The following is a 10,125-nucleotide window of genomic DNA, read 5'->3' as shown; positions in this document are numbered from 1 at the left end:
GAAAATCTAAGTGGTTTTGCCCAATGGCGAAGCCCCGTCATTTATAACTCCTCAAAAAAACTTTTTTAAAATCCTTAGGTTAACGGCTATGGTGAAAACACCAACAACGGCACGGGGGCTTAACCTGTATGGCATTTTGCCATCCCCTTCTACTCACACAGATTCGATGAAAGGGACCATCCACAATAAAAACACCATCCTTCTTTAAAACGAACTTTCAGCCGTGCAAGCAGAATGCTTGCTTTATTTTAGGTCGAAGTTATGCTATCGCTAAACTTCAACCAGTCGAAGTTCTGTCTTATCATCCCCTTAACACTCGCTCCAAATCTTCCTTAAAACTCCTCCCCACCGGAATTTCATGTCCATTCAAAATAATGCGGTTACTTTCCAGCCGGGTAATCTTATTAACGGACACAATGAACGATTTATGCACCCGCACAAAACGCTTCTCCGGAAAAATATCCAGCATAGCTTTAATGGAACCTTTTAACAGGATCTTTTCCTTATTAGTATAAATGATAGCATAATCTTTTAAGCCCTGGATGTGCGTAACCTCATTAAAGTAAAGCTTAATGCGCTGTACACCGCTTTTAACAAAAATGAAACCGGTGCTTTCACCTGCCGGCAGGTCATCTGCATGATCATATTGTGCTTTCAGGGCCAGGAACTCCCTGATCTTATCAATGGCTTGCCCGAAACGCTTAAATGATATCGGTTTCAGCAAAAAATCAATTACGCCCAGTTCATAGCCTTCAAAGGCATAGTTGCGGTAGGCTGTGGTAAAAACAGTCAGTGGCGGTTCTGGCAGTAATTTCAAAAATTGAATCCCTGTCATTTCCGGCATCTCTATATCCAGCAGCAATACATCAGCGTGGTGATCTTTTAAATGATGTAAAGCATCAACCGCATTGCTGAACAGAAACACCGAATGCACATGATCAATCCTTTTCAGGTAACCATCCAATATTTCAAGCGCGAGCGGCTCATCATCAACTACCACAAATTTCAGCAAGGCTTCCATATCAAATCCGTCCTTATAATTCAATCACCAGTTTAACCCAAAAGGTGTCTTTTCTATCTTTCAATTGCAGCGTATGCCTGGCCGGATAAAGCAGGTCGAGGCGCTTTCGCAAATTGTCGAGCCCTATTCCTCCCTTACTATTATTAACTACAGATACTGGTTTGGCATTTTCAATAATTACCTCCAGCGTTGACTGCCCCAGGCTGATATTCACCTTTAGCCAGCCGCTTTTAGTTTGCCTGCCCAGTCCGTGTTTAAAAGCATTCTCAACCAGGGGCAGCAACAGCAGCGGGACAATTTCATGCCCTCTTAATTCCCCGTTAATGTTGAGCTCAATGGCAGCGTCGCCGCTAAACCTCAACCGTTCCAGCTCCATATAGTTATTGAGATAGCTGATCTCTTTTTCCAATGGCACTTTTTCGCCGGTACTATCATAAAGCATATATTCCATCATCTCTGATAGCTTGAGTACAACATCCGGTGCGAGTTCTGATTTTTTAAGCGTTAGTGCGTAGAGGTTATTCAGGACATTAAACAGGAAATGCGGGTTTACCTGCGCACGCAGAAAATTAACTTCGGCGTTCAGCTTTTCTACGGTGATTTTCTGAATGACTAACTGCTGCCCATACCAGTCCATACTTAACTTGAGCGCCAGCATCAACCCCAGGTACCACAACGTGCTAAAAAAGTTGTAGGATAATGACTCCAGCAGGTTACTGTTGCGCATGGGGCCTACTACGTAGCCATACAGGTAAAAATCAAACAGGCTTTGAGCGGCCAAATACCCAATTACCGACAGGGTAATTGCCGTAAAATAACCAAGGTACCGCTTCTTTAACAGGTACCGCGGCAAAAAATATTGCAGGTTAAGATAGGCTATAATGATAAGCAGCGCGATACGTCCGGCAACACAAACAACAAAGTAAGGCATGCTGGCTTTATATATGAGGTACCTTTTCTCATAAATGAAAAAGCCGGTGATCAGCACCCAATAAGCGCTATGCATCAGGGCATGCCTTAATGTGGTGCTGCGTTTTAAAAACGGTAGCGAGATTGGTTTATCCAGCGCATCCATTTCAGTGTTTCATTATCATTGAGCATAAAAGAAACTAAAAGCATTTGGCCTGCAAAATTATATCGACAAACTGCACAAATAGTAGAGGAAGATAAGGATAAAAAAGCTGATATCTATTATTCCGGTTATTGGTCTACTATTTTTCTGACTGATTTTCAATCCGTTTAATATTGCACTTACAAACAACAGAGGATTTCATTTAAAAATTATGATCATGAAACACATCAAATTTCATCATGCGTTTATAGGATTATTTACGCTGATCACCCTAAGCTTCACCGCATTGGGTTTCACCAACAAATTCGGGCTGGACGGATACGAGATCTATTTAAACAACAAACTCATCCTAAAGCAGTATGTGAACCAACCAATAAGTTTAAGGGTGCTGAAACTGGATAAAGCAAATGAAGGCGACGAGTTGCGCATTAAGTATACCCACTGCCGGATGAAAGGCCCCGGCACCGGCCGCAGCCTTACCCTACAGGATGAAAAAGGAAACACATTGAAAAAATGGGCCTTTGCTGATGCTTCGGATTTTGCTATGACGGTGCCGGTGAAAGAACTGTTACAGCTGGAAAAGAAAAACAGTAATCATGAACTCAGCTTGCATTATACTTCACACGAGCTGCCTAATGGTGAAATGCTGGCCATGCTGCGGTAAGACGATTCTGAGAAACAAACACCTGTTCCCATCAGGGTCTCTCCCAAAGTACCTGAGGCTCGCTGAAACATCGAATCAGCATGGCGTATACATCAGGGTCCTCTGCGAGAGACCCTGATGGGACGTTAATTTGACCTAAACCTTACTAATGGCCACTTAATTATTCTGTTCTCAAGCTCTTTACAGGATTTGCCAGCGCCGCTTTTAAAGCTTTGTAACCTACAGTAAACCAGCCTATCAATAAGGATGTTGTAATAGCTGCGACAAAAATCCATAAGCCCGGCGAAATACGATAGGCGAAAGTTTGCAGCCATCCGTTCATCAGGTACCATGCAAGGGGGGCGCCAATTACAAATGCCACAACAATGAGCGCTAAAAACTCCTTCGAAAACAAGTACACAATACTGCTTACCGATGCACCTAAAATCTTTCGGATGCCTACCTCCCTGGTGCGCTGTACCGCCATAAATGATACCAGGCCGTACAAACCAAGGCAGGAGATAAAAATAGCGATGAGCGCGAATACTTTATAGATCAGTTCGAGCTGGTTTTCCTGTTCGTAAAATTTGGCAATGCTATCGTCAACAAAAAAGCCGGTGTAAGCATATTCCGGATATTTCTTTTCCCAGGTACTTTGCACCAGTGCTACCGTTTTGGCAAACTTTCGGCCTTCAATTTTGATTGCTATTTGCTGTTCCGATTGTTTTGAGGGATACATCACCAGCGGCTTAACTTCCTCGCGCATGGAGTTTGTTTTAAAGTCGGCAACAACGCCTGCTATGGGCAGATTTCCGTAACTATCAAAGGTAAGGGTTTTGCCTAAAGCATCATTTGCACGTTTAATACCCAATTTGTGTATAAAAGTTTCATTAACCACCAGTTCGCGTGCGGTATCGCTGGGTTCATAGCTTTTGCCTGCTATAAACCTGAGGCCAAAAGTTTTAAAGTAATCCGCGTCGGCCACTTTCATGAAAATATCAAAGCCAGGATCTTTATCTGAATGATTGAAGTAGAAATTGCTTGAATTATTATGCGATGACGATGGCGCGTCAGCCGAAAAACTGGCTGCCTTTACACCCTGCAAGGTAAGTACCTGCTGTTTAAAGCTGTTCATTCGTGATAAACCGATGCTATCGGCAGGACATGGTATGGCCAATACGGCTTCTTTATTAAACCCGAGGTCGGCATTGTTTACAAAATCCATTTGTTTAACGGCGATAGCCGTTCCAATGATCAGCAACTGTGAAATGGTAAACTGGGTAACTACCAGCACACGGCGGAGCGATAAACCACCAACAGCTGCCGAATTAATCTTATTTTTCAGCGCATCAACAGGTTTAAATCCCGATACGATAATTGCCGGATATACTCCTGAAAGCAGTATCACTGCAACTATTACACAGGCCAGGCAAAGCAATATGCCAGGATTGAACAAACCAATGGTATCCGGAACGCTGGCGATATGTTTGAGTAACGGTAAAGCAATTTCGGCTATGCAAATTGCAAGGCCGGCCGAAATTAGTACGATAATGGCCGTTTCGCACATTACCAGGCCTACCAATTGCCCGCGGCTGCTGCCCAGCACTTTGCGGATGCCTACCTCTTTGGAGCGGCCAACAGATTGCGCGGTTGAAAGGTTAATGAAATTGATGGATGCCATAACGATGATCAGCACCGCGATAAACGACAAGGTACGCAGCGTGGACTTGCCGGTTACATGATCGCCCAGCGTGCCGCCAAAACTGGTGTCAAAATGGATTGCCGATAAGGGTTGCGCTACAGCATATCTTTTCCTGGCAGCGCGTTTACTATCACTATTAAATTGTTTTTCGGAAAAACTGAGCATTTGACTTTCGATGCTGCTTTGCAATACATTTGCAGGAAATTTTATATACACCTGGCAGTCGCTGCTGGTTTCATCCCAGGTATATGCGTAATGGTAGCTTTTGGGGTTGTTCTTCCAGGTGATGTACGAAATCAACACTTTGAGCGGCAGGTCGGTATTTGGGGGAACATCCTGTATCACACCCGCCACTTTTAGCGTCAGCAGGTTATCCATCCTGAGCGTTTTTCCTACTGCCGTTTGCCAGTTACCAAAATATTTTATGGCGCTGCTTTTATCAATCACCACCATGTTAGGATCTTTTAAAGCCAACGCGCTGCCGGCAAGCCAGGTTGCTGAAAAAATATCGAAAAGCTGAGGTTGGGCGAACATGATGCCGGTGTTCTCTATAAATTTTTTATCGCCGGCGGGGTTACCGTTAGCCGCCGGGGCTACGATCTGGCTGCCATAAATGGCGTTGATACCTGCAATGGTAGCCTGTGGGAAATAAAGACGAAAAGCATCTATCGCAGGCGTTGAGATCCCGGCACTATACCTGATATTACCTTCCCGCTCTTTTTTTGTAACAATGCGATACGTGCTTTTATAACCGGGTTGATAGGTGTCAAAGCTCAACTCATATTGAACAACTACAAATATCAGCAGGCAGGCCGCAATGCCCACCGCCAGCCCGGCTACATTAATGGCCGAGTAACTTTTGTGACGGGTGATATTACGCCACGCGATCTTAAAATAATTTTTGAACATATAGCTGCGGTTTAATTTTCGGGAAGACCACATGATCGCGGCTTCATGGTCCGAAATTACCCTTGCAAACTGAGTACGTCGTCTTAAGTTATAACCTGGGAACTCTTTTTGAGGTTCATTTTTATATTCCGCCGGGCTTTTGCCGGTTATTTGTTTAAAAATGCGGTTGAAGGATGATTTTGAGTTAAAACCGGAATCCAGTGCTATGCCAAGCAGGGTTATATGAGCAAAAGCAGGATCCTGCATTTTCCGGACTACTTCCGCAACGCGATATTCGTTAATAAAATCGTTAAAGTTTTTTTTGAGAGCAATATTAATGATCCGGGATAATTCATGCACTGTGAGCCCAAGCTTGTCAGCGAGCGAGGTCAAACTCAACTCCGCGTCCTCGTAATACCGCTTGTCTTCCATAACCCGCCTGAGCCAGGCCCCCTTTTGCCGCAGCACTGCCGGAACCGGTGTTCTCGAAACCGCGGGAGCCTGCGCAATAATAGTGCTTCCTGGTTTTGAATGGACTGTCGCCGCTATCCAGATCATCATTCCTGCTAACAGCAAGTACAAGGGGTAATACGCGTTAATACCCAACCGGTAGTGGAAATAAAAATAATCCGCAGCGGCAAACGGCAGCCATAATAACCATAAAAGGCCCAAAGCCTTAATTAACCGATGCAGCCAGCGCATTTGGTTGCAGTAGCGGTCGTTTACGCTATTGAATTTTAACTCCCGGTAATAACTTTCTATCAGCCTGAAAGAAATATACAGGTAGGCAACCACCGAAATGAAGGCCACCATATTGAGTACCGGATTCGCTTGCCGAAAGATCGGTGTATCATAAGTTGCCGTGCCGGTGCTGACGCTTTGCCCAATCTCCAATACAAAAATGCCCTGTTGCAGCAACAAGGGGATAAAGTGCAGCAGATCCGCGCGGCGTAATTTATACTCTGGCCGGGTTATCATAAGTACGTAAAAATAAATGAGCGGACCAGGCGCAAGTGAAAATTGAAGCGGCAGCCGGCTCCAATGCGGAAAGTAAGTGCCCAATCCAATGCTTTGTCCCAATACCCGGACCATCCATAAAACTATGATTAGCATCGCCAGGGCCAGAAAACGGTTTGCAGCGCGATTAATATTGGGGGTAAACCATAAGAGCAGGCTAAAAGTCAGCCCGATAAATATCGTTGCTAAAAATGCAAAATCATAAGGGGTAATATGGAAAATGAATGCAGTCAAGTTGCCCAATTGCGTCAAAGGTTATTCCAACTTTATAACTTACTGAAATATAGCGATTACAATTTTACAAGAGGCAATTATTGTAATAAAAACGGACGTTTGGTTGTGCGGATATGGGTCACCATTATTGTTTGAGGATACAAGGTCAGGTTTGTGATTCCGCGGCGTTATGTTCCACTTTTCATTAGCCGGCCGAAGTTAAAATCTGTTATATGCGCCTGCAATAGCTATCTGACGAAGCTACGCTTCGTCAGATATAGAGAGAAGGGCACAAAGCTAATATTACATTCTTTAACTACTGGTGGCAATACTTTGTCAGTATCAAATTCAACCAACCGGTTTCACCTTAAAAAAATGAAAAAAAATGGGAAAAAAGATTAAAAAATCAGCTTTATCTTCAACAACCGTGAAACACTCAATAAACATTCCATAAAGTTTTAAACGTTGATTATCAATAATTTAACAATGTTCCATACAAAACATTAAAGCGCTGACTATCAATCGATAACTTATAAAACCCGTTTCACTGTTTCACTCTTAAAAAATGGAACATATCCATTTTTTAAGAAAAAGAAACACGGGGCTTTTTTCATTTTTTTTGGGGAATCAAAAAATTGGGACAGCCTGTTTGTTACACAAATGCTGCTATTATAAAATCGTCGCCGTCGCAAGCCTCCCGGCTTGCAGCCCGGTTGCCAGCCTGCCGGTTTTACGTGGCGCTAATCGTACACATTACCGTCATTTTGTTGCAATTAACAATAATTCATTATATTGATGTACCTTATCATCGGCATAAAAAATTAAATTTGCAGCTGCAAACATTCATTCTTTTGGACAGAAAACTGATTATAGGAACCCGTGGCAGTGAATTGGCTTTATGGCAGGCCAATTTCGTTAAAGACAGCCTTGCTGCCATTAATATTACCGCCGAGTTAAAGATCATTAAAACCCAGGGCGACCGCATCCTTAACCTCAGCTTTGATAAGTTGGAAGGTAAAGGCTTTTTTACCAAAGAATTAGAAGAAGAATTAATAGCCGGCACCATTGATATTGCGGTCCATTCGCATAAGGACCTGCCTACCGAAAATCCTCCGGGACTCATCATCGCAGCAGTTTCAGAACGGGAAGACCCGGCTGAACTGTTGTTGATCTTGAAAGACTGCGTTGATGTGCACCAAAAGCTATCTGTTAAATATGGTGCTATCGTTGGCACCTCGTCAAACCGGCGCAAAGCCCAGCTCCTGGCCCACCGTCCCGATCTTGAAATTGAAGAACTTCGCGGTAACGTGCCTACCCGTATCGGTAAGCTGCGCGATGAAAAATATGATGCCATTATGCTGGCCAAAGCCGGCGTTACCCGTTTAGGCCTCGACCTGAGCGAGTTTCATGTGGAAGAAATAACTCCGGTTGAAATGATCCCGGCCCCTGCACAGGGCGCATTGGCTATCCAGATCCGCGAAACAGATCATGAACTTTTTGAAGCCCTGCAGGCCTTACATCATACCGATGTAGCCGAAGAACTGGCTGTTGAGCGTACCGTATTAAAATTATTTGGCGGTGGCTGTCACCTGCCTTTGGGTTGTTATTGCCGCAGGGAAGATGGCCTTTTCCAGGTATTTACTTCAAAGGCTAACGAAGGGGATGATTTTCCGGACAGATTGTTTTTAGAAGCTCCAACTACCGAAGGCCTGGCAGAAAAAGTAGTAGCCAAATTTGCCAAAAACCGTAAGCATCCGTCAAGTGTATTTATTTCGCGCGAGCTTAGCGAACAAAGCTACTTCCGCAAAGCGCTTGAAAAACATGGCATCCAGATAGAAGATCGCTCATTGATCCGTACGGTGCCGGTGATTACCCGCTTTGACTCATACATATTAAAAAATATCGACTGGGTGTTTTTCTCCAGCAAAAACGCTGTTGAATATTTTTTCCAGCTGAACCCACAATTCCCTAAAAAAGTAAAATTTGGGGTAATGGGCAGCGGCAGCGAAGAAATGCTGCGCCGCAAAGGTCACTTTACCGATTATGTTGGCGAGGGTACCGATACTGCCGAAGTTGCTGAAGAATTTGCAAAACTGGCTAACGGTAAAATTGTACTGTTCCCCGGTGCCGAAAACCCGATGAGGAGCATACAGCAAGGCCTGTCTGCCGATACCAAGATCATCGATTTACCGGTTTACGAAACTATGCTGGAAGAAGATGTGGAGGCAAGCGGCGCGGATGTAATGGTGTTTACCAGCCCGTCAAACGTAGAAGCCTACTTTGCCGATAACCTGCTCGACCCATACCAAAAAGTTGTGGCCATAGGCAAATCAACCGGCAAAAAATTTGACGAAATGGGTGTAAAATACACACTCCCCTACTCGCCCGACGAAGTTGGACTGGCAGAGGCAGTGTTTGGATTATAGGTTAGTTCATGGTTGATGGTTCATAGATCATAGCTATCTGTAAATCGTCAATGTGAGCTATAAACAATAATTGGCTATAGTTGCTGAAGCCACCATGAACCATCAACTATGAACCATGAACTAAAAGTTATGTTACAACGACCAAGAAGGAACCGAAAAAGTGAAGTGATACGCCAGATGGTTCAGGAAACGCATGTTAGCGCTGCTAACCTGATTTTTCCGCTGTTTATTATTGATGGCGTAAACCAGAAAAGTGAAGTGGCATCAATGCCGGGAATTTTCCGTTATTCTATCGATAACCTGCTGCGCGAAATTGAAAGCTGCCTTAAACTTGGGCTTAACTCTTTCGACCTGTTCCCAAATATCGCCGAAGAACTGAAGGATAAATTTGCTACCGAAAGCTACCGCGACGAGAGTTTGTATCTGCGCGCTATCCGCGAGGTAAAAAAGAACTTCCCGGAAGCTTGCGTTATCACCGACGTTGCCATGGATCCCTACAGCAGCGACGGCCATGACGGCATTGTGGAAAATGGCGTGATCCTGAACGATGAAACGCTTGACGTTTTGGGTAAAATGGCTTTAGCGCACGCGCAATCCGGTGCTGATATTATTGCCCCTTCAGATATGATGGACGGTCGCGTGGGTTATATCCGCAATGTATTGGATGACAATGGTTTTACCAATGTATCTATCATGTCGTACTCGGCTAAATATGCCAGCGCTTTTTATGGCCCGTTCAGGGATGCATTGAACTCGGCACCAAAATTCGGCGATAAAAAAACCTACCAGATGAACCCGGCCAATCAGCGCGAAGCTTTGATAGAGGCTGAACTGGATGAACTGGAAGGTGCAGATTTCCTGATGGTGAAACCGGCCCTACCCTACCTTGACGTTATTAAACTGATAAAAGACAATACCGAATTGCCTGTTGCAGCCTACAACGTAAGCGGCGAATATGCCATGATCAAAGCTGCCATACAACGCGGCTGGTTAAACGAGCAGCGTGCCATTACCGAGGTGCTTACCAGCATCCGCCGTGCCGGTGCAACTGCTATTTTAACCTACCATGCCAAAGAGGTTTTGGAGAATAAGTGGTTATAGGGTAGTGATTAGAGGTTGGAAATAAGAGGTTAGGAAATAAAA

At 44.3% G+C, this 10,125-nt stretch carries 6 protein-coding genes; 3 read left to right on the top strand and 3 right to left on the bottom strand.

From position 1 onward, the window contains the following. Positions 1–301: 301 nt before the first annotated feature. A complete protein-coding gene (locus ABIC84_RS26985; RefSeq protein ID WP_429265574.1) occupies positions 302–1,045 on the bottom strand; it encodes a LytR/AlgR family response regulator transcription factor in 744 nt (247 codons plus the stop codon). Next, a complete protein-coding gene (locus ABIC84_RS26980) occupies positions 1,035–2,096 on the bottom strand; it encodes a sensor histidine kinase (protein WP_429265573.1) in 1,062 nt (353 codons plus the stop codon). Before ABIC84_RS26980 ends, ABIC84_RS26985 begins: the two co-directional genes overlap by 11 nt. Before the next feature lie 214 nt (positions 2,097–2,310). Between ABIC84_RS26980 and ABIC84_RS26975 the strand changes: the two genes are divergently transcribed. After that, positions 2,311–2,757, top strand: coding sequence for a hypothetical protein (locus ABIC84_RS26975; protein ID WP_429265572.1), 447 nt, complete (start codon positions 2,311–2,313; stop codon positions 2,755–2,757). Positions 2,758–2,917: 160 nt separating this feature from the next. On the opposite strand, the gene ABIC84_RS26970 is transcribed toward ABIC84_RS26975, so the two are convergent. After that, a complete protein-coding gene (locus ABIC84_RS26970) occupies positions 2,918–6,577 on the bottom strand; it encodes an ABC transporter permease (protein WP_429265571.1) in 3,660 nt (1,219 codons plus the stop codon). Between the two features lie 830 nt (positions 6,578–7,407). Here ABIC84_RS26970 and hemC point away from each other — a divergent pair. Both hemC and hemB read left to right on the top strand, forming a co-directional pair. Further along, positions 7,408–8,982 carry a hydroxymethylbilane synthase gene (hemC, locus tag ABIC84_RS26965; protein WP_429265570.1) on the top strand — a complete coding sequence of 525 codons (1,575 nt, stop codon included), beginning with the start codon at positions 7,408–7,410 and terminating at the stop codon, positions 8,980–8,982. A gap of 129 nt (positions 8,983–9,111) precedes the next feature. Next, positions 9,112–10,083 carry a porphobilinogen synthase gene (gene hemB, locus ABIC84_RS26960; protein ID WP_121233467.1) on the top strand — a complete coding sequence of 324 codons (972 nt, stop codon included), beginning with the start codon at positions 9,112–9,114 and terminating at the stop codon, positions 10,081–10,083. Positions 10,084–10,125 lie beyond the last annotated feature (42 nt).

The sequence above is a fragment of the Mucilaginibacter sp. 3215 genome, assembly GCF_050433785.1.
In the GTDB taxonomy this organism is placed as follows: domain Bacteria; phylum Bacteroidota; class Bacteroidia; order Sphingobacteriales; family Sphingobacteriaceae; genus Mucilaginibacter.
The sequence above is the reverse complement of the archived record's forward strand: the minus strand, read 5'-3'. Positions and strand labels throughout refer to the sequence as shown.